Source organism: Henriciella sp. (assembly GCF_029936995.1).
In the GTDB taxonomy this organism is placed as follows: domain Bacteria; phylum Pseudomonadota; class Alphaproteobacteria; order Caulobacterales; family Hyphomonadaceae; genus Henriciella.
This window is the reverse complement of sequence record NZ_JAPYRE010000002.1, coordinates 70,656-89,541: the sequence shown is the minus strand read 5'-3', so window position 1 is coordinate 89,541 and position 18,886 is coordinate 70,656. Positions and strand designations below refer to the sequence as shown.

Here is an 18,886-nt window from a genome sequence, read left to right as displayed (position 1 = left end):
AGGGGACGGCATCATGGCTGATGCATCGGCTTATGCGGAAAACATCAAGAAATACGCGAATGGGTATAACCAGAAGGCGGCTGAGAAGATTGTCGGGCATCTGGGAATAGCGCTGCGCAACCGGGATTCATCGCTGGTTTCATGCTCGGACGCTGGCGAGCTTGCGCGCGTTCGTGAGAAATTCTGCCGGGGCAAGCTGGGACTTGCCCACAAGAATGGCGAAATCGACGAGGCAATGGGTAAAGTCTGCGAGATCATGAAGCCGGAAGGCTCGAACAAGTCCCGTGTGACCTTTTATTATCTCCTGGCCGAAAACTTCGGGAAACTCGGCGAGCTGGCAAAATAACTGCTGGTCTCGCGTGACTTGCAGAAAGCCCGGTCTTGAAGGCCGGGCTTTTTCTCGTTTGTGGTGGATACATGATCAGACTTTTTGCTGCCTTGCCCGTTCCCGAGGATATCGCCGACCGTCTGGAGCCGCTCTGTACCGGTCTCGACGGGGCGCGCTGGCGCGACCGGGAGCACTTCCATATTACGCTGGCTTTCTTTGGCGAGATCAGCGAGCCGGTCGCCGAAGCACTGGATGAAGAAATTGGGGAGGTTTCCTGCCCACAGCTAGAGCTTGAAATCGAGGGCGTTGGCTGGTTCGGGCGCAAGGAACCGCATGCGGCTTTCGTGACCGTGAAGCGTACTCCGGAACTTGAGAAGCTTGCGCAGGCGTGCGGAAAGGCTGCAACCCGGATCGGGCTCGAAAAGGATGCCAGACCCTTCAAGCCGCACATAACACTTGCCTATCTCAATAATACGCCGCTGGAGGCTGCAATGGCCTGGTCAGAGCGTTGGCAGGTCCTGCGGGCCGGACCGTGGGTAGCCGACCGGTTCCACCTCTACGAGAGTGTGCCGCGCACGGGGAAAAAGAGCGTCTATGAGGCAGTAGCCGATTATCCGCTTGGGGTTTGAGTGGCTGTGTTGTGATTTGCGCCCGCTGTTGCGGGCATTTTTCACCTGTTTTTGGTCCACTGGACCAAAAAATCTTGGCGAAGCAAAACTGATGAAAAATGGTGCCGCCTAGGTGACTTGAACACCTGACCCCCGCATTACGAATGCGATGCTCTACCAGCTGAGCTAAGGCGGCTCCGTTGCTTGAAGAGCGCTCAATACCGTTTGCGGGCGTGTGCTGCAAGCCCGCTTTTCAGAAGCCTATGGTGTCAGTCCGTTCCGTCATCGGAATCCTGGACGTAGTCGACGGGAGGCTGGGTCAGGTTGACGGAAGGGTTGCTGATAGCGGTGCCTTCTTTGCCCGGGCTGCCGGCTGGTGGCGATTTACGTGTAACCGGAGCTGGCAGCGCAATATGGCGCCCGGCTTCCAGCTCTCTGTCATAGGCCTCATAGCGCGGGTGAACGAGTGTACCAGCGTCTCCAAAGGCATAGACAAGACGCGACCAGTCGCGACGGGAATAGTCGAAGGCATTACTGTTGGGGTCGATGTCAGACCATTCAGCTTCGCGGGAAGCTGTCACGGCCATGCGGCCCCAACGCTCAGCTTCGCCAGTATCGCCATAGCCGCGCAGGGCCTGTTCAAGCAGCAGGCAGAGGCGTGCCGTCGGTTTCTGTTCAATCAGCAGGGCGAGGAAGCGGATGGCGCGCGTCCAGTCACGTTTCGCCATGGCGATTTCGGCTTTGAGAATGCGGCTTTCGCGTGCTTCCGGATTTGTCGAGACCAGCGATTCCAGCCGGGAAATCCGTTCCTCAGGCTTGTCTGAGGAGTCCAGTTTCCGGCAAAGCTGGGCAAGCGCCGGGTGAGGGTTGGCCTTCCAGCCCAGTTCCAGCACGCCCTGGGCGGCTTTCGTCTTGCCGTCCAGCATGAGGTGCCGGGCACCGTGATAGGCGGCGGGAGGGAAAGTCGATGCGGAACGGATCGCATCGGCCAGCATGCGCTGGGCGTTCTTGCGCTCTGCATTAGGCAGGCTGCAGGCCAGCGCGGTATAAAGCACCGCACGGCGGCGACGCAGGCTGTTGCCTTTGATCACACCGCGTTTCTCACCTACCGCCAGCGTATCGAGCGCATCCTGCCAGTGGCCGCGGGCAATCTGGCTGTCGAACAGGGCGTTGAAAGGCCAGTCAGCGCCGGTGCGTAGCTCAAGTGCCTCACGTGCACGGATTTCGGCTGCGGCGACATCGCCGCGTTCGGAAGCAGCTGTGGCCGCCCCGCGCAGCCCGGCAAGCTGGCCGCCGGGCAGGCGGGCAAGCTGGCCCCAGGCGCGTTCTGCCGCTGGCCAGTCATCGGAAATTTCTGATGTACGGGCCTCAAGGAAGAGTTTCAGGCGCTCATCCTCGGCATGGCGGGCCTTGCTCGCATATTTCCTTGCAGATCGGATATCGCCGGCTTCAGCCGCCAGCAGGCCGTCTGCGAGCGCCTTGTTGGCAGATCTGGTTTTCGAGGTCTGGCGTGCCCGGTTGAAACGGCCGGGCAGCCTGAGAAGCCCCGTCAGGGCTCCCCACACAACAGCCATCGCAGCGCCCAGAAGTATCACGGCGAGAATGGCGACGACCATTTTCAGCTCAACAGCTGTGTCCGGGCCAAGTGTCACCAGGACACTGCCGGGCAGGCGGGCTGCCCAGAGCACGGCCAGGCCAGCCAGAACAACAAGAAGGATGAAGAGAAAGAGTAAAAACATGAGTAGCTTTCTATGGCGCCGATGCGGTCAGTTTAAGGCGCAAATCCTCAAGAGTTTCTTCAAGCCGCACGCGTTTGCGGGCATTCTCCAGCCACATGGCAAAGGCTTGCCGCTGCGTGGCAGGCAGCCCTTCGACTGCGCCTATGGCCGCGGAAAGGTCGTTACGGGCCAAGGCCGCTTGTGCTTCTTCGAAACGGGCGGGCTGGGCGGAAGATGGCTTGTTTGTCTGGCGAACGCTGACGGCATCCCCGAAAATATTGCCGATCCATCCATCATTTGAGGCCTCTGATGCGGTTGCAGGCGACGAGGTGTCTTGCAGGTCGCGGAAGTCTGACTTGAGGCTGTCGAGGGTCGGCACAGGCGTGCCGGCGAAGCTGGCCAGGTCATCAACCAGAGCGTCGCCCGGCCGGGCATCGCGCAGGCGCGCATGGGCGGCAGGAAACGCTTCGCCGCGCTGAACCGCGGCTTCTATGGCGGACAGAGCAAGCGAGGCCCTGACGAGGGCGGTCGCGTCACCGGTCGTGTCCGTGCCCGATTCCTGAATGGAAGCCAGTTGGCTGGTGAAATCCTGCTGAACGGCCTTGAAGGTTTCAAGGTCGGAGCGCAGGGTCTTCAGTTCTGTGCGAAGTTCCCCGAGTTGCTCGTCAGCTGCCGTGTTGTCGTCTTGTGCCTCATCCAGACGGGTCTCGATGGTCTCGAGGCGGGCCGGATCCATTGTGTCACCGGCTTCATTGCCCAGCTGGGTAACCTGTTGCTCAAGGTTTCCGAGCCGGTCCTGCAGGCGGGCAAGCTGCATGAGCGAGGCGGCGCGCTGGTCAGATTCGTTGCCGCCATCGCTTGCGGCCATTTCGGCGATACGCTCAGTCTCGCTGGCCAGCCGGTCGTCGAGACCTGCCATTTGTGAGGAAAGTTTTTCGACCTGTTCTCCAGGGGATGCCTGCTGGGTGCGGAGTGCCTCGACCGCCTCAGCCGCCTGCGCGTCTTGCGAACTGATTTCCTCCGCGAGTTCATCGAGCCTTTCACCAAGTGCAGCCTGCTCCGATTGCAGGGCTTCAAGAGCGGGGGAGGCCTGCGTTTCATCGCCTTCCTGAGTGACAGGGCGGTCAGCGGCCTGTGTGCGCAGTTGCTCGATTTCGCGCGTGAGCCGGGTTTCGAGGGCACCCAGCTGAGTGGAGAGATCGCTCACCTGCGTCTCAAGGCCGGACTGTGTGGCGCGCAGATTTTCCATCTCCGGATTTTCTGCATCAGGCAGGGTCTGCGTCGCCGGATCGGGCAGGGCAGGCAGGCCGGTTCTGGCATAGAGCTGGGCCAGCTCCGTGCGCTGGATCAGCCCGGTGGACCAGGCGGTGAAACCAAGCGTGCCGAGCATGACCAGGAAAAGCAGGAAGAAGGAGAACCAGCCCGGCCCCCTTTTCACGACACGTGTTTCCTTGGCCGTGGCGCTGTCTTCCTTGCCGGTTTCAGCCGGCTCATACTCTGCGTCGATCGGCTCGGAAGAATGGGGCTGGTTGTTGCTCATGTATCTCCCTCTGGTAGACGTTCCTGATGGCCTGATTTTTTAGTGTCGCACGATCAGGCCCGGCCGAGTACCCTTTCAAGCGCACTTATCAGATGGTCTTCATCAGGATGTGTCGCAATATGAACGCGGGTGGCCCCGATTGTTTCCAGTGGGGCTGCAGCCTGCTCCGAAATCACGACAAACTCAGTCCTCGCCAGGTCCAGCTCCCTGGCCAGTGCCAGGAATGCCTCCATACCTTTGCGCGAGTGGCCCAGAACAATTGTGCGCTCAACACCCTCAAGAGCCCTGGAGGCCTCGTTTACAAGAGCCGGGGCGGTACGCGCCTCGTAGAGCGGCAGAAAGGTTATCGAGAAACCTTCTGCTTCCAGGGCCGTGCGCAGATTGCCACCGGCTGCGGCATTGGCAACGTGAAGCAGCGCCTTCTCACCGCCGGACCAGTGATGGGCGATATAGTGGGCAAGGTCATGTGCGTCGCCCGAGGACTGATGAACCAGGCTGAACCCTTCACGCAGGGCCTGCGAAGCGGTTGCGGGGCCAACACACCAGGCAGGCAAATCCCGGCGATCACAGGCTTCGGAAAAGAAGCGCACACCGTTGGCGCTGGTGAAGACCAGGCCCCCAATGACGTCAAGGTCCGGAACAGGTTCGTTCCGGGCACAAAGCTCAAGCGCAGGAGAGATAATTACCGAAGCGCCGATGGCGTTTAAGCGTTCAGCCGTCTGTGCCGCGCCGGGGGCTGCGCGTGTAATAATGATCCGGGGCGGGGCCTCAGACATCGTCGAAGGCGGGGAGTTCGCCGCCTGCCGCCTCGCGAATCCGCTTTCCGGCTGAACGGCCGAGGGAGGCCAGCTCATCGAGGCTGGCATCGCTCTGGGCGGTGCCATGCTGGACCCAGCGTTGTGACCCGTCCGGTGCCAGGACTTCGCCGCTGAACTTCCAGACCCCGTCTTCAAGCCGGGCATGACCTGCCATGGAGGTTCGGCAGGACCCGTCAAGCTCGACCAGGAAGGCCCGTTCCGCCATAGCCGCATGCCGTGTCTGCGCATGATCCAGCCCTGCGATGAGCTTGAGGAGGTCGTCGTCCATGTCATCAGGCCGGGCGGCAATCGAGATAATGCCCTGTCCTGCAGCCGGGATCATATCCTCTACGGAGATGGGCGCGGCAACATGCGCCATGTCGAGCCGATGAAGACCGGCCATTGCGAGATAGGTCGCGTCCGCGAGCCCCTCATTGAGCTTGCGCAGGCGCGTTTGCACGTTGCCGCGGAAGGTAACAATTTTCATATCCGGCCGGAGGGCGAGAGTCTGGGACTCGCGGCGCAGGCTGGCTGTCCCGACGGTTGCGCCTTCGGGCAGGTCTTTCGGACTTTTCAGGCCAGTGGTCGTGATGAAACCATCACGCGGATCTTCCCGCTGCGGATAGGCAATCAGGGCCTGTCCATCCGGCAGAACGCTCGGGACGTCCTTGAGGCTGTGCACGCCGATATCGCAGCGACCATCATCGACGGCGGCATCAATCTCGCGGGTGAAAAGGCCCTTGCCACCGGCGTTGACCAGGCGTTCTGTGGTCAGCTTGTCGCCACCTGTCTTGAATGTGACGACCTCACCAGTCACTTCGCCATTCGACAGGCGTTGCAGCCCGGCGGCGACTTCGCGGGCCTGGACGAGCGCAAGGGGAGATCCGCGGGTGCCGATCCTGAGCGTGTGGCGCGGGGGGCGCGTTGCCGTCATCATGTCTCCTGACTGTCCAGATTTCGCCCTGCTAATGTGTGAGACAGGACCGCGCAAGACAATGAGGCTGCGGCATCTGGCACCTGGGCCCGTGTCCGCGTATGACTGAGTCACATCCGAGGAGATACCATGCGCCTTTTAAGTTTTGCCATCGCGCTATTCCTGGCTGCATGTTCCGCAGGCGAGCCAGCCGCTCATGCGGAGGATGTCTTGCAGGCGCAGGACTCTCCGATTGAGCGCTGCATGAACATGGGCGGCGGGCTTGAGGCGCCCAGGGAAGGAGACTGGGGCTATAGTGTACGCCGCGAGGACATGACGCGGCTTGCAGAAGCCGGATTCGACACGATCCGCCTGCCTGTAAAATGGAGCGCACATGCAGCCGAGCGCCGGCCCTACCGGATCGATCCCGACTTCATGGGTCGCATACAGGAAATTGCCGGCTGGGCTGAAGCGGAAGGTCTCAACATCATTATCGATGTCCATCATTATAACGAGCTGATGGAGAAACCGTCGGCGCACCGTGAACGGCTGGGTGAAATCTGGCGGCAGATCGCTGACGCTTTCGAGGGGGCCCCGCAATCAGTGATTTTCGAGCTGATCAATGAGCCGAATGACAAGATGACCGTGCGCAAGACCGATGCACTGAACCGGGAATTGCTGGCGATTGTGCGTGAAAGGCATCCAGACAGGTGGGTGATTATTGGAAGTGCAGGCTGGGGCAATCTTGATGCGCTCCTGAAAAGCCGTCCGCCCGAGGACGACCGGATCATTCTGACTTTTCACAATTACGACCCTTACAATTTCACCCATCAGGGGGCGTCATTTGCTGACAACCCGCCACCGACCGGGCGAGAGTGGGGCACGCCTGAAGAGCGTGAGACCATGCGACTTGGCGCGGATCTGGCGGTCGAGTTCGCGCGCGAAGAAGGACATCCGATCTTCCTCGGGGAATTCGGTGTCTATGAACATGTGCCTCTGAACCAGCGGGTGAAATGGACACGTGCCATGCGTGAACTTGCCGAAGAACGGAATATCGGCTGGTGTTATTGGGATTATGCAAGCAGCTTCAGGGCTTACAACCTGGAACGTGAGGTGTGGATCCGCTCCATGCGGGCGGCCCTTCTCGATGACTGAGGCACAGGCTTCCAAGCCCGGCGCGGAAGTCCTAGATACACGCCATGAAAAGCGTCACCGTCCTCGGCATTGAAACCAGCTGCGATGAAACCGCAGCGGCCGTCCTGCGGCTGGAAAATGGACGTGCGACGATCCTGTCGGAGACTGTGCGCAGCCAGATCGAGGAGCATACGCCTTATGGCGGCGTCGTTCCTGAAATCGCAGCCCGCGCGCACGCTGAAGTCGCCGACCGGGTTGTTGAGGCCACGCTTGAAGAGAGCGGTCTGACACTGGCCGGAATTGATGCAGTCGCGGCGACCTCCGGGCCCGGCCTGATCGGCGGTGTCATGGTTGGCATGATGACCGGCAAGGCCATGGCGCTAGCAAGTGGCAAGCCGTTCATTCCGGTGAATCACCTTGAAGGCCATGCGTTGAGTCCGCGTCTGGCCGAAGAGTGTCCGTTTCCCTATCTGCTTCTACTCGTCTCGGGCGGGCACTGCCAGTTTATCGAAGTCGGCGGGCTGGGCGACTATAAACGGCTCGGCAGCACGATTGACGATGCTGCTGGAGAGGCTTTCGACAAGCTCGCCAAGCTTCTCGGTCTCGGTTTTCCAGGTGGCCCGGCGGTCGAGCGCTCCGCCGAAGGTGGAGATGCGAAGCGGTACAAGCTGCCACGCCCCCTGCTGGGACGGCCCGGGCTCGACATGAGTTTTGCAGGGCTCAAGACGGCGGCGGCTCGTATCATCGAGGCTAGCGACCTGTCAGAGCAGGATGTCGCGGATCTCTGTGCGAGCTATCAGGCTGCGATTGCGGACTGTCTGTCTGCACGGGCCGATCGCGCGCTTTCCGGATTTTCTGCCGGCGGAGATAAGAAGCGGCTAGTCGTGGCTGGCGGGGTCGCTGCGAACGGGGCGATACGCACAGCGCTTGGGACAGTGGCTGACAGTCATGAGGCCAAACTGATCGCCCCCCCATTGCGTCATTGCACGGATAATGCAGCCATGATTGCGCTGGCAGGAGCCGAGCGGCTGGCTTGTGGAAGGGTGCCTGAAAACGCGATGACGTTCGCCGCCCGTCCTCGCTGGCCGCTTGATGAGGTCCGCGCGCAGTCCGATCCTGCCTATGGGGGCGGCAAGCGTGGAGCCAAGGCCTGATCTAGAGGGCGAGAACGCGCAGGAAGCGCCCGGCCTGCTCTCTGGAGAAGCCTTCCTTCATGGGTGCGCGCATCACAAGAAGCTTGTGCCAGACCGGCGAAACCAGAAGATTGACCATTTCGTCCAGATCATAGTCGCGGCTTATACTCTGTTTGGCAGCGAGCTCAGCCAGGATCAGCCGCAAGGGGGCCCGGACATTCGATTTCAGCCAGCTGCGCCACAGCTCACCGGCTTCCTTTTCGTCGGATGCTGCCAGTAATGCGCCGCGCAATACAGCATGGCCGTTGCCCGTACGTGTGAGGGCCTCAAAGGGAAGCAACAGGGCAGCGATACGGTCCACGGGTTCAGTGCCGCCTGTGGCTGCAGACTGTAACAGTACTGTAGCGGCCTCAACACACATCGTCCCCGTGGCCGGCCACCAGCGATAGATTGTCTGCTTGGAGGCGTGCGCATTCCGGGCGATCGAATCCACGCTGAATTTCCGCCAGCCATGATTGACCATCTCTTCGCGGGTGGCATCCAGAATGGCCGCACGCGAGGACTCGCTGCGTTTTGGCCCCTGCCGGCGCGGGGCAGAGGCGTCCGTCCCGCTCTTGTCCGCCTTGTCCATTCCTCGCCTCTCTCCACCAGCCTTTGACACAGCTAATCTGGCAGACTTTCTTTGCGGAAAGGTTGACGCGAACAGACGGTCATATCGTACGTGCTTGCAGAACGGCGTCTGTCTGGCTATTGGCAGCACGGTTCGAGAATGAGGAGGCTCACATGCGCACACCTGACGATCTCAAGAATGGCTATCGTGCCTTCCGAAAAGGCACATACAGCCAGCAGGCGGACCTTTATGAGAAACTTGGGAAGGGGCAGGACCCTGACATACTGGTGATCGGGTGCGCTGATAGCCGTGCTGAGCCGGCTGATATTTTCAACGCTGCGCCGGGCCAGCTTTTTGTCGTGCGGAATGTTGCCAACCTTGTGCCGCCCTATGACACTTCAGGCGGGCTGCATGGTGTGAGTGCGGCGCTCGAATTTGCGGTAACGGCGCTGGAAGTGAAACATATCCTCGTCATGGGTCATGGTGGATGCGGCGGCGTTCAGGCATCGCTATCGGCTGCTGATGACAAGCCGGTTGGCCAGTTCATTGCGCCCTGGGTCAGCCTTCTCGATAAAACGCGCGATGAGATGCTTGCCGAGATCCCGGCTGATCCGCAGCGTGCTCTCGAATATGCTGGCATCGGGGCCTCGCTTGGAAATCTGCTGACATTCCCGTTCGTCGAAGAACGGGTAAAAGCTGGCAAGCTCGCCCTTCACGGCGCATGGTTTGCGATCGGCAATGGCGAGCTTCACTGGCGCGATCCTGAAACAGGCGAATTCGACCCGGTCGAGGTTTAGGCTGGCTGGCTGGTTGCCCAGACAGCGAAGGCTGCCGATCCGAACATCAGGGCCGCAGCGGCGCGGTTGAACCATTTTGCGAAGACCGGGCTGGCAAAATTCCGGGCCATGCGGTCTGCCGCAACGGCATAGATGGCCAGCCCGAACATTTCGGTGATGGTGATTGTGGCAATTGCTATCATGACCTGCAGGCCAAGCGGGCGGCTGGCATCGAAGTAGCCGGGCAGTAGAGCGCCGAAGAAAACCAGGGCATTAGGATTGGCCAGCTGCAGGCCCACACCCTTTCCGAAAAGGGCGGCGCGTCTTGGCATGGCCTCACGCGACAGGCGCAGGTCTCTCGGCTGTGCCCGTATCAGGCCGAATGCCAGCCAGGATATGAAGGCGAGGCCTGCGAGCTTGAGGATCAGAAAGCCCTGCGGAAATTGTGATGCAATGGCAGCCGCCCCGCCAGCCGCGAGAGAAATCCAGACAATGTTGGCCGTCGACACGCCGATAGCTGGCAACATCGAAGGCCGGAAGCCATAGCGCAGGGATGAGGAGACCACGAGCATGACGGCCGGGCCGGGCGTGAGCCCGCCAGCCAGGAACAGGCCGATCATGGCCAGCCAGACGCTAAGTTCCATTCTGGCCTGCCTCTAGGGTTCAGGCTTGGGTGCTGTTGTGCCGGGCGATTGCCTCTTCAATCAGTTCGCGTGCCTTCTCCACGCCGTCCCAGCCGCGGACCTTGACCCATTTGTTCGGCTCCAGGTCCTTGTAATGCTGGAAGAAATGCTGGATGCGGTCGCACAGAGTCTCGGGAAGGTCCGTATAGGTGTGGATCTTCTCATGATAGCGGGTGAGCTTCTGGTGCGGCACGGCCAGGATCTTTTCATCCTCGCCACCATCATCTTCCATCATCAGGACACCAATTGGCCGCGCGCGGACGACGGCCCCTGGCACAAGCGCACGCTGACCGATGACCATGACGTCGATGGGGTCCCCATCAAGGCTCAGGGTGTGGGGAATGAAGCCATAGTTACAGGGATAGCGCATGGAGGTGTACAGATAGCGATCGACAAACATGGCGCCCGATGCCTTGTCGATCTCGTACTTGATCGGCTCGCCGCCCAGCGGCACTTCGATCAGGACATTTACGTCCTCTGGTGGGTTTTGACCGGATACAATTTTCGAGATGTCCATGAGAAATCCTGTAGGGCGCTTGCCATCATTTAAGCGGTAATCCGCGCTGCACTGCACAAGACAGGCGGAACCGTCAAGTGATGTCGTGTTCCAAATACGGGATGGAACCCGCACTTACATGTTCTGCCCCGCGGGCTAGTTTCGTTGAAGTCCGAAATTAAAACTGATTGATATGCGCGGCTCAGCGCCAGCCCCCGGCATCACCTCATGGCGCAGCCAGCTTTCCCACATCAGGATGTCCCCAGCGGTGGGAGAAATGTAGATGAAGCGTTTCTGCTCGTCCGGCGTGTCATCCTTCTGTGCCGGAGCGGCCATCATGCGAGCCAGTCTCGGATCTTCGAAGCGTATGTCGCCAGATCCGTCAGGCATGTCGATGTAAATGGTTCCTGAAATAATGCTGCCGGGATGGATGTGCCCTGAGTGATGCCCGCCTTCACCAAGAATATTGACCCAGAAGGCATCAAGGCTCAGCTGGTCGCGGTCGATATCCCAGTGAAGGGCTTTCGCGAACGCCCAGGCGTGTTCTTCCAGCTGTCTGGAAAGATCAGAAAATGCTGTCGCGCGAGCGGGAAGGTCGTCCAGTGAGGCGTAGGATGTGTAGCCCGGATATCCCTTCTCCTCGCACCAGGCATGACCTGCGCTATCCCCGTCCTCGATCATCCAGCAGGCGTCCTTGAGGTCGTCGAGCAAGGCACCATCCGTAAGCCTGGTATGATGAAGGTGTGTTGGAAAAAGAAGGCGGATCGTCATGATCCGCCTTCTAGATGGTGATTGGCTGTCTGCCCAGTGGCTATTCTTCTGGAGCAGGCTCAGCTTCTGTTTCTGCATCCGTCTTCATGGCGCCGTCGCTGCCATCATCGGCCGGCTTGACGAATTTCAGTGTCATGCGATCGGATTCGCCAATGTCCAGATATGTCTGGGGGTTGAAGTCCTCGGGCGTGTTCCCGTCTGCATCCTCAGTCCTTGAGACTGGCGGCAGTGTCCAGACGCCAAACGGATGGTCGGCGGTATCGTCCGGGTTGGCATTGATGTCGCTGGAGGCTTCGAACTCGAATCCGGCAGCTTCTGCGAGCCCTTTCACATAGTCTTCGTGGACATATCCGCTTGCGGCAGATGGGTCCTGTTCTGTCGATGAAGGCAGCCGGTGTTCGACAACACCAAGTACGCCGCCCGGCTTCAGCGAAGCATATGCATCGTCAAAGAATTTTTCTGCATAATCGCCGGACATCCAGTTATGAAGGTTGCGGAATGTCAGTACGGCGTCGACCGTTCCAGGTTCTGTCAGTGCGCCGGACTCGGCTCCGAAGACTGTATAGTCAATCGTCCCGAAAGTGTCCGGATTGGCGTTGTAGTTTGTTTTGAAATCCTCAACGACCTGGGCGGCGCGTTCGGAGCGTTCAGGGTTGTAGGTCGCAGTGATCAGCTGGCCGCCATTCTCGTTGAGCCAGGGGGCGAGAATGTTTGTGTACCAGCCGCCGCCGGGCCAGATTTCAACAACTGTGTCATCCCCTTCAATTCCGAAAAATTCGAGCGTTTCAGCCGGGTTGCGATACTGGTCACGTGCGGTTTCTTCATCCGTACGCCAGCTGCCGGCCATGGCGTCATCAACTGTGAAAGACGTCTGACCGGCTTCAGTCTGAGCGCCCTCTGTCCCATTCGCGCCGTCTTCAGAAGTTGTGCCTTCATCCGTCGTTTCAGCCGGCGGCTGAGGGGCTGCGGGTGTGTCTTCGACATTGCTCTCGCTGCCGCACGCGGCAAGTGCGAGCGTGAGCAGTCCTGTGCCTAGAATTCGTTTCATCTTGTCTCCTCCGGGGTTCTTGAACAGTCTCGTGTCCTCTCCCAAATACATCATGTCAGGACGCTGCCAAGCAGGTCCGGACCGGCAATCTGCCAGCGCCGATGAACGGGCTGGAGTTCCAGATGAGCCGAAACATGTATGTCCGGGCAACCGGACGCAGTTGCTTAGAGAGGACTGTACACCATGAGTACGATTGATTTGACCCCCCTTTATCGCACAATGGTTGGATTTGACCGTATGGCCAATCTGATCGATTCCGCAAGCCGTCTCGACGGGACGCAGGGCTATCCGCCCTACAATATTGAACGCGTCGCCGATGATGCGTTTGCGATTGAGATTGCTGTCGCGGGCTTTTCCGAAGACGACCTCGAGATCGAGACGAATGACAATCTGTTGACGATTGCTGGCAAGAAGTCTCATGACGAAACTGGTGAACAGCGCGAATACCTGCACCGCGGCATTGCCGAACGCGGGTTTCTGCGCCGCTTCCAGCTGGCCGATCATGTCATTGTAACAGGCGCAAGCCTTCAAAACGGCATGCTTCGGGTGGAGCTTGTACGTGAACTGCCGGAAGCCAAGAAGCCGCGCAAGATCGACATTGGCAGCCCGGCTGGCGAAGCCGGCAAGCCGAAACTGGTCGGCGGCAAGAAGGATGAAGCTTCTGCCGCCTAGACGGGCCAGTTGTCAGGCATGAAAAGGAAGGCTCCGGACAGATATGTCCGGAGCCTTTTTTAGTTTGCGTTGTTTGCAAAAAACGCCGAAGCGCCAGCGTTCTCCAGAAACGCGTTCAGTGCTTCATTGTCATTGAGGCGCCGCACAGCCTTCTGCACAGACTTGAACGAGGTTGCCGCGTATTGCTGTGTGACCTGCTCGAAGGCTTTCTTCTCGATTTTTGCCGATATGCGCTCCTGCTTGTCCTGGCTGGCCTGCAGGTTGGCGCTTGCCCACGGCAGGTAGGTCACGGCGACTTCATCGCGGAATAGCGGCAGAAGGGTTTCCTGAACATCGGTCAGCCCCTTGAACGGGGCACCGGCTTTAGGCGCTTCCATGAACTCGCACCAGGCGGTCACGAAGGGGGCGTTGTCGCGCAGCCATTTCCCTGGTGTCGGATCAAGCAGCATCTGCGAAAGCTGGGCGGCAAGCGCGAAGTCAGCCACGCAGGGACGTCCGCCAAAGATGAACAGGTTATGTTCCAGGTGAGTATTGAGCAGGCTGACGAAACGCTCAAAGGAGGTCTTCAGGGTTTTTTCGTTCTTGCGCTCGATGCCGACGAGGGGCAGGCGGTCGCGCATGCGCTTGACGATCTGATCGCGCGTTTTCTTCTTGGCGCGCGGCAGGTTGCCGTCAAAAAGCTGTTCCATCGTGCGGTCGGCGGCTTCTTCCCGGTCTGGTTTCTGGCCCCAGCGTTCGCGGAACATGATCTTGTTCAGCCACTCATCGCCATAGTCCTCAAGGATGAGGGCAAGCAGGGCGCAGGCCGGGTCGTCCGGGACAGACGAAGGTTCGCTCTGGTCGCTTTCGACACATGAAAGGATGTCGGTGGAATCCTGATTGGGAGACCGGTTCGGTGAGACCAGAAGCGGAATGCTGGGCACGCGGGCGTGCGACTGGAACTCGTCTTCAGTCGATTTTGACCGCGTGATCCAGTCAAAATCGATGCCCTTGTACTTCAGGAAGGCGCGCACCTTCAGTGAATAGGGCGATGTTTCGGCGCCGAACAAGCGGTAAGCAGTCATGTCGGTGTCCTTATCAGGTTAGAAGCGCGGTCTTAGGCGAAGCTGCTATTGCTGCCAAGACGTGTTTGACGGTTGAGGCGTGCTGCCATACTCAAACCGCGAGGCCAAACCGGGGTAGATAACGTGAGTGAACCGAGGCATTTCCTCGCTTATTGCGACAAGCTGTTCACGCCATCAGAAAGCTTTATCCCACGCGGGTATTCCGCCTTTTCGAAGCTGAAGCCTGTCTATATCGGACATGAGTTGAGAGGGCCTGTGCCGGATGGGGCCGAAGTGGTCGAGCTGGGCCCACTGCATGGGCCGGGGGGAGAGTCTGCCTTCAAGCAATTGGGAACCATCTCGCCGAAACTGGAACAGGCGCTGAAAGCCTATGACCCGGTTGCAGTCCATGCCAGCTTTGGAAAGTCTGGCGCCTATGCATTGCCGATCGCGCACAGGCTGGGCCTGCCACTGGCAGTAACCTATTATGGTGGTGACGCCACCAAGACGACCAACACCAAGGACAGCTTCATCCGGGTTTACAACCGTCGGCGTGCCAAGCTTTGGGCAGAGGCGAAGCTGATCCTTCCCTGTTCGGACTTTATTCGCCGGGAACTGGCGGCGAAGGGGGCCCCAGAAGACAAGATGGTTGTCCATCATAACACCGCAGACCCGGCGCGTTTCCAGCCGGGGGAGAAAGAAAACCTCCTGGTGTTTGCAGGCCGGTGGACCGAGAAGAAGGGCATAGATACGCTGATCGCTGCGCTCGCGCGCCTCGGCGAGGAGCTTGAGGGCTGGACGATACGGCTCATAGGCGATGGTGAACTCAAGGAAGACCTGGTGCGTAGGCTTCGGCAAGCAGGGGTCGATGCGGAGTTGCCGGGCTGGGTGCCAGCTGATGAAATGCCATTACAGTGGGCTGCAGCACGGATTGCCGTTGTACCATCACGAAGGGCCAAATCAGGGGACGCTGAGGGACTTCCGCTGGTCTGTATAGAGGCAATGCTGTCGGGGTGCGCACTGGCTGCGACCCGCCATGCCGGGATCACCGAATGCGTAAAAGACGGGGAGACCGGTTATCTGGTTGATGAGGGCGATGAGGCGGCCCTGGCCGACAGGCTTGCGCGCATGTTGACCGACCCGGAGCGCACTGCACAGATGGGTGAGGCAGGACGCGCGTTCGCGATGGAGAGCTTCAATTTGCAAAAGCAGAGCCGCAAACTCGAATCCCACCTTGTGGAGCTGGCTTCGCAGGCGGGGCGTATCTAGCGCTTTTCCTCTTCATCGCCCGAGGATGTATCAGCCCAGGCTGCTGGGTCTGCCAGCGTGATCTGGCCAGTCTCGAAGTCGAGCTGTGGGATATCTTCAAGTGTGAACGGGACAAAGAATGAGGGATGCCCGCTTTGCGTGGGAAGTATTTCCAGAAGGTCTCCGGCCCCATAATTCTGTACGGCCTTCACTTTACCCACTCTGGTGCCGGATCGGTCATGCGCGGTGAGGCCGACAAGATCCTCAATATAGAACTCATCCTCGTCCGGAACGGGCAGGGCGCTGTGCGGCACGTGTAGCCGGGTGCCTTTCAGCGCGTCCCATTCTTCCTTGGAGCGTGGAGTAACAGGCGTGACGATATAGTGATCTTTTCCGGGCCGGGTATTTGCCGCTTCCAGGAGAGTGTCTCCCCGGTCGGAAAGAAGGGGACCGTAGGTAAAAAGTGTCTCTGGGGCCTCTGTGAAGCTTTTCACCCGCACGTCGCCACGCACCCCATGCGCCCCGGCAATGACGCCAAGCACTATCAGTTTCTTTTTTGCAGGCTTTTCGCTCATGGGGCTTCCCTAACCGGAGGCTGGTCCGGCTGGAAGCCCCTTCTGGCGGTTGAGTTACCAGCGACGTCCATAACCCCGTCCGGCTGGACGTATCGAGGTGATATTATCGTTCAGCCTGTAGACATTAGTCTGTGGAACAGAGCGATCTATGATCTCGCACCGTCCACGGAAGTTCGGGTCTGTGCAGACCTCCCAGACACCGCTTTGAAGCGCGATGGATGAGACCTTGTCATTGAACCGCAACTGATTGAGGTGTGGGATCGCACCGTCGACGGGCAGGGCGCTGCCGCGGAAGTCAGGATGCTGATAGAGTACGATGGGGGCGCTTTGGCGTCCGCGATAGCCACGATCCCTGTGTCTGTCCCAGCGATCATCCCGGTTCCACCGGTCCCGGCGGTGGGCCACGGGCCGTATTGAGGTGATCTTGTCGTTCAGGCGGATCTGATTGAGCTGACCTTCACGATAGGTGATGATTTCACAGCGTCCGCGATAGTTGGGGTCTACGCAGACTTCCCATGAGCCACCAGTGACGCGGATGGAGGAAGCCTTGTCGTTGAAGCGGTAGCGGTTGAGATGCGGGATGGCGTGGGTCACGCGCAGCGACTGTCCCGTAAAGTCCGGATGGGCATAGACTATCGCTTCGCCACCAGCGGAATGGCGGCCATATTGCGCTGTTGCCGGCAGGGCCAGGGCGGCCGACAAGGTAAGGGATAAGCCAAGTGCTTTCAGGGCGGTCATGAGCGTCTCGTCTCCTGTCTGAATTACCCTCACAATCTAGCAGGGGCTGGCTGAACGCAGCGCAACCCGGCCTTCATGAAAAGGCCGGGGTGGCCATATGGTTCCCTGCCCAGCGAAATGCCTAGTCCGCCGCCCCCATGATTGTGCGCATCTGGTCGATCCAGGAAAGCCAGGCCTGCCGGCCCTGATCGGTCAGAAAGACACGGGTTTGCGGACGTTTGCCGACAAAGCGTTTCTCCTGGCGGACATATCCGGCTTCCTCGAGTTTTTTGAGATGGGTCGAGAGATTGCCATCAGTCGCGCCTACCTTGTCACGAAGCTCACCGAAGATGGCCGGACTTACCGAGGAGAGATAAGCCATGACGCCGAGACGCAGGCGGCCATGTATGACATCGTCGATCTGGCTGTGGTCAAACGGGTTGTCCTCGTTCATCGGGGCCTCCCTAAACCGTTGTGGAAGGTTCGTTTCTCAGCATCAGAATGCCGGGGATCAGGACGGTGACGGCTGCAGCCGCCGCGGCAGCTAGATAAAGCTCCATCTGATCGACGATCAGCGCGGTCAGGCCAACGCTGGCAATCGCACCATAGCCTGCAAAGACGAGCGCCTTGCTTTTCGCCATGAGGCCGCTGACCAGCTGCGAGATACCATAAACCCCGAGCACCAGCGGGATGGACCAGTTAAAGCCTATCGACGCCTGCCCCTCCAGAGCGGACTTCAGTGTAACACCTGCGAAGAAGGAGAAGAGGACGAAGCCGGACGCCATCCAGACGGTTTCCGAGACTCGGTTACCAACCGAGGAAGCGCCGGGCTTGTCGGTAGGGAAAAGCCGCATCAGGGTGAAATAGCCGCCAAGTCCGAGGGTGATAAAGGCAAGCCACATGATGCCGAGCCAGTCCATGCCAAGCCCTGCTGTACCGGAGATAATAATGTAATGTCCGATATAGGCGGCCGTAACGAGGCCGCCCCACCAGACAAGGAAGCGCCCGCCCAAAAGCGGTGCCGATATGCCGGCCTCTGCCACTTCACGAACATAAGCGAGATCGTCAGAATATTGATTAGGCATTGCTGTCTCCAAGAACTTTGAAAAACAAAGTATATGCGTGCGTGATTTTGTCAAGCGGCTTCTGGTGGGCCGTGAAAGTTCAGGGGCTGGCTATAGGACGGGGTGTCCCGTCAGGCTCAGGCCGCGATGGTAAGGGCATCGCGTGCGACCTGGCGCGTGAAGGCGCCACGTACATCGCGTGAGGGCTCCAGCCCATCAATGAGGCCAGTGGCAGTCTCGCCTTCGCCGAGAATGAGAATACCGCCATCCGTCAGTTGGCGGGCGACGGTCAGTAGCGCCTGCGTGCGGGCTTGGGGGGCCATGTCTTTCAGGACATTGCGGCAAAGGATTACGTCAAACAGCCCGAGACCCGACGCGTCAGTCAGGAGATTGTGCGTGCGAACTCCTACGCGGGATGCCAGGGCAGGCGAAATCTGCCACTCACCGGTATCAAGCCGGGTGAAGTGCTCTAGCAGGCGATGAATGGAAAGGCCTTTCTGAACGTCGAAATGGCCAAAACGGCCGCGCCGGGCTGATTCTGACTGTTTCTCGCATATGTCAGTGGTCAGAATTTCGATCTGGGCATGTCGTACAGAATCTATGCGCGTTTCCTCCAGCAGCATGGCGAGCGAATAGGCTTCATGCCCGGCTGCGCCGCCAGCGCACCACATGCGAAGAGGTTGGCCACCGGAAGTGTCGACCATCATGGGCAGTACATGGTCCACGATACGCTTGAGCATCTCTCGGCCATCAAAGAAACGGCTCGTTTTGGATGTCAGGGCTGCGACGGCTTCCTCGCGCAGGCTGGAGTTCGGCCGCGCCTGGAAACAGGCAAGCAGTTCTTCGATGCTGCCAAAATCTTCGCGCCGCAAAAGCGGGTTCAGCCTGGTTTCGACGAGATAGGCCCGCGCAGGTGTGATCAGCTGGCCGGAGCCTTTCAGCGCAAGCTTTGCGATTTCCTGAAAAACGGTCTCGTCCATGATTATCTTTCGCCGGTGAGGTCCTCAGGATC

The 18,886-nt window shown here is 59.5% G+C and carries 22 protein-coding genes and 1 tRNA gene; 7 read left to right on the top strand and 16 right to left on the bottom strand.

Annotated features, from left to right (window positions below):
- Positions 1-13 precede the first annotated feature (13 nt).
- Together Q1K31_RS04580 and thpR are read left to right on the top strand one after the other, a co-directional pair.
- Positions 14-346, top strand: a complete 333-nt coding sequence (locus tag Q1K31_RS04580; protein ID WP_300377206.1) for a DUF2853 family protein — start codon at positions 14-16, stop codon at positions 344-346.
- A gap of 71 nt (positions 347-417) precedes the next feature.
- On the top strand, positions 418-957 hold the full coding sequence (thpR, locus tag Q1K31_RS04575) for an RNA 2',3'-cyclic phosphodiesterase (protein WP_300377204.1): 540 nt from the start codon (positions 418-420) through the stop codon (positions 955-957).
- Positions 958-1,056: 99 nt separating this feature from the next.
- Here thpR and Q1K31_RS04570 read toward each other — a convergent pair.
- From Q1K31_RS04570 to hemC, 5 genes are all read right to left on the bottom strand, one after another.
- Positions 1,057-1,132, bottom strand: a tRNA-Thr gene (locus tag Q1K31_RS04570).
- A 73-nt stretch (positions 1,133-1,205) separates the two neighbouring features.
- On the bottom strand, positions 1,206-2,675 hold the full coding sequence (locus Q1K31_RS04565; RefSeq protein ID WP_300377202.1) for a heme biosynthesis HemY N-terminal domain-containing protein: 1,470 nt from the start codon (positions 2,673-2,675) through the stop codon (positions 1,206-1,208).
- Positions 2,676-2,685: 10 nt separating this feature from the next.
- On the bottom strand, positions 2,686-4,194 hold the full coding sequence (locus Q1K31_RS04560) for a hypothetical protein (RefSeq protein WP_300377200.1): 1,509 nt from the start codon (positions 4,192-4,194) through the stop codon (positions 2,686-2,688).
- Between the two features lie 53 nt (positions 4,195-4,247).
- Positions 4,248-4,970, bottom strand: a complete 723-nt coding sequence (locus Q1K31_RS04555) for a uroporphyrinogen-III synthase (RefSeq protein ID WP_300377198.1) — start codon at positions 4,968-4,970, stop codon at positions 4,248-4,250.
- Complete coding sequence (hemC, locus tag Q1K31_RS04550; protein WP_300377196.1) at positions 4,963-5,928, bottom strand: hydroxymethylbilane synthase; 966 nt, start codon at positions 5,926-5,928, stop codon at positions 4,963-4,965. The genes Q1K31_RS04555 and hemC overlap by 8 nt, the downstream gene beginning before the upstream one ends.
- A 126-nt stretch (positions 5,929-6,054) precedes the next feature.
- On the opposite strand from hemC, the gene Q1K31_RS04545 reads away from it, so the two are divergent.
- Together Q1K31_RS04545 and tsaD are read left to right on the top strand one after the other, a co-directional pair.
- On the top strand, positions 6,055-7,059 hold the full coding sequence (locus Q1K31_RS04545; RefSeq protein WP_300377194.1) for a glycoside hydrolase family 5 protein: 1,005 nt from the start codon (positions 6,055-6,057) through the stop codon (positions 7,057-7,059).
- A 44-nt stretch (positions 7,060-7,103) separates the two neighbouring features.
- Complete coding sequence (tsaD, locus tag Q1K31_RS04540; protein ID WP_300377192.1) at positions 7,104-8,192, top strand: tRNA (adenosine(37)-N6)-threonylcarbamoyltransferase complex transferase subunit TsaD; 1,089 nt, start codon at positions 7,104-7,106, stop codon at positions 8,190-8,192.
- Position 8,193: 1 nt separating this feature from the next.
- Here tsaD and Q1K31_RS04535 read toward each other — a convergent pair whose 3' ends face one another.
- Positions 8,194-8,802, bottom strand: coding sequence for a TetR/AcrR family transcriptional regulator (locus tag Q1K31_RS04535; RefSeq protein WP_300377190.1), 609 nt, complete (start codon positions 8,800-8,802; stop codon positions 8,194-8,196).
- Between the two features lie 152 nt (positions 8,803-8,954).
- Here Q1K31_RS04535 and Q1K31_RS04530 point away from each other — a divergent pair, with 152 nt between their 5' ends.
- Positions 8,955-9,578, top strand: a complete 624-nt coding sequence (locus Q1K31_RS04530) for a carbonic anhydrase (RefSeq protein ID WP_300377188.1) — start codon at positions 8,955-8,957, stop codon at positions 9,576-9,578.
- On the opposite strand, the gene Q1K31_RS04525 is transcribed toward Q1K31_RS04530, so the two are convergent.
- The 4 genes from Q1K31_RS04525 to Q1K31_RS04510 form a co-directional block, all read right to left on the bottom strand.
- On the bottom strand, positions 9,575-10,201 hold the full coding sequence (locus Q1K31_RS04525; RefSeq protein ID WP_300377186.1) for a LysE family translocator: 627 nt from the start codon (positions 10,199-10,201) through the stop codon (positions 9,575-9,577). The genes Q1K31_RS04530 and Q1K31_RS04525 overlap by 4 nt on opposite strands.
- 19 nt (positions 10,202-10,220) lie before the next feature.
- On the bottom strand, positions 10,221-10,757 hold the full coding sequence (gene ppa / locus Q1K31_RS04520; protein WP_300377184.1) for an inorganic diphosphatase: 537 nt from the start codon (positions 10,755-10,757) through the stop codon (positions 10,221-10,223).
- A 135-nt stretch (positions 10,758-10,892) separates the two neighbouring features.
- Positions 10,893-11,507 carry a TIGR02466 family protein gene (locus tag Q1K31_RS04515; protein ID WP_300377182.1) on the bottom strand — a complete coding sequence of 205 codons (615 nt, stop codon included), beginning with the start codon at positions 11,505-11,507 and terminating at the stop codon, positions 10,893-10,895.
- 40 nt (positions 11,508-11,547) lie between these two features.
- A complete protein-coding gene (locus Q1K31_RS04510; protein ID WP_300377180.1) occupies positions 11,548-12,555 on the bottom strand; it encodes a methyltransferase domain-containing protein in 1,008 nt (335 codons plus the stop codon).
- Positions 12,556-12,738: 183 nt separating this feature from the next.
- Between Q1K31_RS04510 and Q1K31_RS04505 the strand changes: the two genes are divergently transcribed.
- Positions 12,739-13,227 carry an Hsp20 family protein gene (locus Q1K31_RS04505; protein ID WP_300377178.1) on the top strand — a complete coding sequence of 163 codons (489 nt, stop codon included), beginning with the start codon at positions 12,739-12,741 and terminating at the stop codon, positions 13,225-13,227.
- A gap of 59 nt (positions 13,228-13,286) precedes the next feature.
- Here the strand turns inward: Q1K31_RS04505 and Q1K31_RS04500 are convergent, their stop codons facing one another.
- Positions 13,287-14,291, bottom strand: a complete 1,005-nt coding sequence (locus Q1K31_RS04500) for a glutathione S-transferase family protein (RefSeq protein ID WP_300377176.1) — start codon at positions 14,289-14,291, stop codon at positions 13,287-13,289.
- Between the two features lie 123 nt (positions 14,292-14,414).
- Here Q1K31_RS04500 and Q1K31_RS04495 point away from each other — a divergent pair, with 123 nt between their 5' ends.
- Positions 14,415-15,539, top strand: a complete 1,125-nt coding sequence (locus Q1K31_RS04495; RefSeq protein ID WP_300377174.1) for a glycosyltransferase — start codon at positions 14,415-14,417, stop codon at positions 15,537-15,539.
- On the opposite strand, the gene rimM is transcribed toward Q1K31_RS04495, so the two are convergent.
- The 5 genes from rimM to Q1K31_RS04470 form a co-directional block, all read right to left on the bottom strand.
- Complete coding sequence (gene rimM, locus Q1K31_RS04490) at positions 15,536-16,093, bottom strand: ribosome maturation factor RimM (RefSeq protein ID WP_300377172.1); 558 nt, start codon at positions 16,091-16,093, stop codon at positions 15,536-15,538. The two genes, Q1K31_RS04495 and rimM, sit on opposite strands and share 4 nt — an antisense overlap.
- A 54-nt stretch (positions 16,094-16,147) precedes the next feature.
- Positions 16,148-16,831: a beta/gamma crystallin-related protein gene (locus Q1K31_RS04485; protein WP_300377170.1), complete on the bottom strand. Its 684-nt coding sequence runs from the start codon at positions 16,829-16,831 to the stop codon at positions 16,148-16,150.
- 121 nt (positions 16,832-16,952) lie between these two features.
- On the bottom strand, positions 16,953-17,264 hold the full coding sequence (locus Q1K31_RS04480) for a transcriptional regulator (RefSeq protein WP_300377167.1): 312 nt from the start codon (positions 17,262-17,264) through the stop codon (positions 16,953-16,955).
- A gap of 10 nt (positions 17,265-17,274) precedes the next feature.
- Positions 17,275-17,895, bottom strand: a complete 621-nt coding sequence (locus tag Q1K31_RS04475) for a hypothetical protein (protein ID WP_300377165.1) — start codon at positions 17,893-17,895, stop codon at positions 17,275-17,277.
- A gap of 116 nt (positions 17,896-18,011) precedes the next feature.
- A complete protein-coding gene (locus tag Q1K31_RS04470; protein WP_300377163.1) occupies positions 18,012-18,854 on the bottom strand; it encodes a protein-glutamate O-methyltransferase CheR in 843 nt (280 codons plus the stop codon).
- Positions 18,855-18,886 lie beyond the last annotated feature (32 nt).

Coding starts and splice junctions, on each gene's coding strand:
- Q1K31_RS04580 (WP_300377206.1), top strand. CDS start 14: ATGGCTGATGCATCGGCTTATGCGGAAAACATCAAGAAATACGCGAAT.
- thpR (WP_300377204.1), top strand. CDS start 418: ATGATCAGACTTTTTGCTGCCTTGCCCGTTCCCGAGGATATCGCCGAC.
- Q1K31_RS04565 (WP_300377202.1), bottom strand. CDS start 2,675: ATGTTTTTACTCTTTCTCTTCATCCTTCTTGTTGTTCTGGCTGGCCTG.
- Q1K31_RS04560 (WP_300377200.1), bottom strand. CDS start 4,194: ATGAGCAACAACCAGCCCCATTCTTCCGAGCCGATCGACGCAGAGTAT.
- Q1K31_RS04555 (WP_300377198.1), bottom strand. CDS start 4,970: ATGTCTGAGGCCCCGCCCCGGATCATTATTACACGCGCAGCCCCCGGC.
- hemC (WP_300377196.1), bottom strand. CDS start 5,928: ATGATGACGGCAACGCGCCCCCCGCGCCACACGCTCAGGATCGGCACC.
- Q1K31_RS04545 (WP_300377194.1), top strand. CDS start 6,055: ATGCGCCTTTTAAGTTTTGCCATCGCGCTATTCCTGGCTGCATGTTCC.
- tsaD (WP_300377192.1), top strand. CDS start 7,104: ATGAAAAGCGTCACCGTCCTCGGCATTGAAACCAGCTGCGATGAAACC.
- Q1K31_RS04535 (WP_300377190.1), bottom strand. CDS start 8,802: ATGGACAAGGCGGACAAGAGCGGGACGGACGCCTCTGCCCCGCGCCGG.
- Q1K31_RS04530 (WP_300377188.1), top strand. CDS start 8,955: ATGCGCACACCTGACGATCTCAAGAATGGCTATCGTGCCTTCCGAAAA.
- Q1K31_RS04525 (WP_300377186.1), bottom strand. CDS start 10,201: ATGGAACTTAGCGTCTGGCTGGCCATGATCGGCCTGTTCCTGGCTGGC.
- ppa (WP_300377184.1), bottom strand. CDS start 10,757: ATGGACATCTCGAAAATTGTATCCGGTCAAAACCCACCAGAGGACGTA.
- Q1K31_RS04515 (WP_300377182.1), bottom strand. CDS start 11,507: ATGACGATCCGCCTTCTTTTTCCAACACACCTTCATCATACCAGGCTT.
- Q1K31_RS04510 (WP_300377180.1), bottom strand. CDS start 12,555: ATGAAACGAATTCTAGGCACAGGACTGCTCACGCTCGCACTTGCCGCG.
- Q1K31_RS04505 (WP_300377178.1), top strand. CDS start 12,739: ATGAGTACGATTGATTTGACCCCCCTTTATCGCACAATGGTTGGATTT.
- Q1K31_RS04500 (WP_300377176.1), bottom strand. CDS start 14,291: ATGACTGCTTACCGCTTGTTCGGCGCCGAAACATCGCCCTATTCACTG.
- rimM (WP_300377172.1), bottom strand. CDS start 16,093: ATGAGCGAAAAGCCTGCAAAAAAGAAACTGATAGTGCTTGGCGTCATT.
- Q1K31_RS04485 (WP_300377170.1), bottom strand. CDS start 16,831: ATGACCGCCCTGAAAGCACTTGGCTTATCCCTTACCTTGTCGGCCGCC.
- Q1K31_RS04480 (WP_300377167.1), bottom strand. CDS start 17,264: ATGAACGAGGACAACCCGTTTGACCACAGCCAGATCGACGATGTCATA.
- Q1K31_RS04475 (WP_300377165.1), bottom strand. CDS start 17,895: ATGCCTAATCAATATTCTGACGATCTCGCTTATGTTCGTGAAGTGGCA.
- Q1K31_RS04470 (WP_300377163.1), bottom strand. CDS start 18,854: ATGGACGAGACCGTTTTTCAGGAAATCGCAAAGCTTGCGCTGAAAGGC.